This is a genomic window from Rhizobacter sp., from assembly GCF_031412075.1.
In the GTDB taxonomy this organism is placed as follows: Bacteria; Pseudomonadota; Gammaproteobacteria; order Burkholderiales; family Burkholderiaceae_C; genus Rhizobacter.
Window position 1 is genome coordinate 1 of sequence record NZ_JANOCG010000416.1, and the last position, 1,596, is coordinate 1,596.

At 70.1% G+C, this 1,596-nt stretch carries 2 protein-coding genes; both read right to left on the reverse strand.

Features of this window, described 5'->3' with window-relative positions; translation table 11 throughout:
* The coding region (locus tag RMO40_RS15685; RefSeq protein WP_309723316.1) for a Gfo/Idh/MocA family oxidoreductase at nucleotides 1-819 on the reverse strand (819 nt) is incomplete at its 3' end.
* On the reverse strand, nucleotides 816-1,596 hold a 781-nt coding region (locus RMO40_RS15690), incomplete at its 5' end, for a Gfo/Idh/MocA family oxidoreductase (RefSeq protein ID WP_309723318.1). The genes RMO40_RS15690 and RMO40_RS15685, both read right to left, overlap by 4 nt.

Genomic DNA, 1,596 nt, shown 5'->3' on the forward strand with positions numbered 1-1,596 from the left:
TTGCACGCGGTCGCGGTGGGCGCCCACGCCCACGCTCACGCTGCCTGCTGTGCCGATCACTTCGGTGCTGGTTTCGTGGCCGTGGGCCAGGGTGCGGCTGGCGTAGAACTGGGCTCGCGCGCCGCCTTCGAACTCGACGATGGCCAGGCCGTTGTCGACGTCGCCGCACGCGGCCAGGCCGGGGTGCAGCGCGATGGTGCCGGTGGCGAAGGCGCGCAGGGCTTTCGGGTTGCCGAGCATCCAGCGCGCCAGGTCGATGTCGTGCACGCTGCAATCCAGGAAGATGCCGCCCGAGGTGGGTGCGAAGCGCACGAAGAAGCCGTCGGGGTCGTTCATGTCGCAGGTTTGCGAGCGCACCAGGAAGGGCCGGCCCACGCGGCCGGCGTCGATCTGCGCCTTGGCCTCCTGGTAATGGCGGTCGAAGCGGCGCACGAAGCCGACCATCGCGGTGAGTTCCGGATGCTGCCGCGCCACGGCCTCGACGCTTTCGCAGGTGGCCACGTCCAGCGCCAGCGGCTTTTCGACGAAGACATGCTTGCCGGCTTGCAGCGCGGCGATGGTCTGCTCGGCGTGCAGCGTCGTCGGCGTGGCGATGACGACGGCCTGCACCTGCGGGTCGCGCAGCATTGCGGCGTAGTCGGCGTACAGCGCTCCGCTGATGATGCCGAGCTGATCGCGCGCCCACGCGTGTTCGTCGATGTTCGGGCTGCAGGCCGCCACCAGCCGTGCGCCACGGGTGCGCAGCGCCAGTTGCTCGGCATGGCGCTGGCCCATGCGGCCCAGGCCCACGATGCCGATGCGCAGCGGCTCCCCGCTCACAGCTTCACCACCTGGCCGCTGGCCAGCGACTGCGCAGCGGCATCGGCCAGCCTCTGCGCTTCCACGCCGTCGTCCACCGTGGTGCGGAACGGCTGGCCGCTCTGCAGGCACTCGAAGAAGTGCGCCAGCTCGAGCCGGTAGGCCTCGCGGTAGCGCTGCAGGAAGAAGTGCTCGGGCTTGTCGGCACGCACGCTGGTGGCGTCGAGCTGCAGCACTTCGGTCGGCCGGTGGTTGCCGCACTGCAAGAGGCCCTGCGAGCCCAGCACCTCGAAGCGCTGGTCGTAGCCGTAGGCGGCGCGGCGGCTGGTGTTGATCTGGGCCAGGCGGCCCTTCTTGGTGCGGATGGTGACCGCGCTGCAGTCGATGTCGGGCACGTCGGCAATGGCCGGGTCGACCAGCACCGAGCCGGTGGCGTACAGCGTGTCGGCCACGTCGCCGCCGTCGCCGAGGTCGGTGCACAGAATCCAGCGGAAGATGTCGAAGTCATGGATCAGCATGTCGCGAAAGATGCCGCCCGAACCCTTCAAGTACTCGGCCGGCGGCGCGCCGGGGTCGCGGCTGGTGACCACCAGCATTTCCGGCACGCCGATCTCGCCGCGCGCCAGCCGTGCCTGCGCTTCGGCAAACGTCGGGTCGAAGCGGCGCTGGAAACCGATCATGCAGCCGACGTTCGCGGCCTTCACTGCCGCCGCGCACTCGGCCGCGCGCGAAACCGACAGGTCCACCGGCTTCTCGCAGAAGATGTGTTTCCCCGCGGTGGCCGCGCGCTGGATCAGG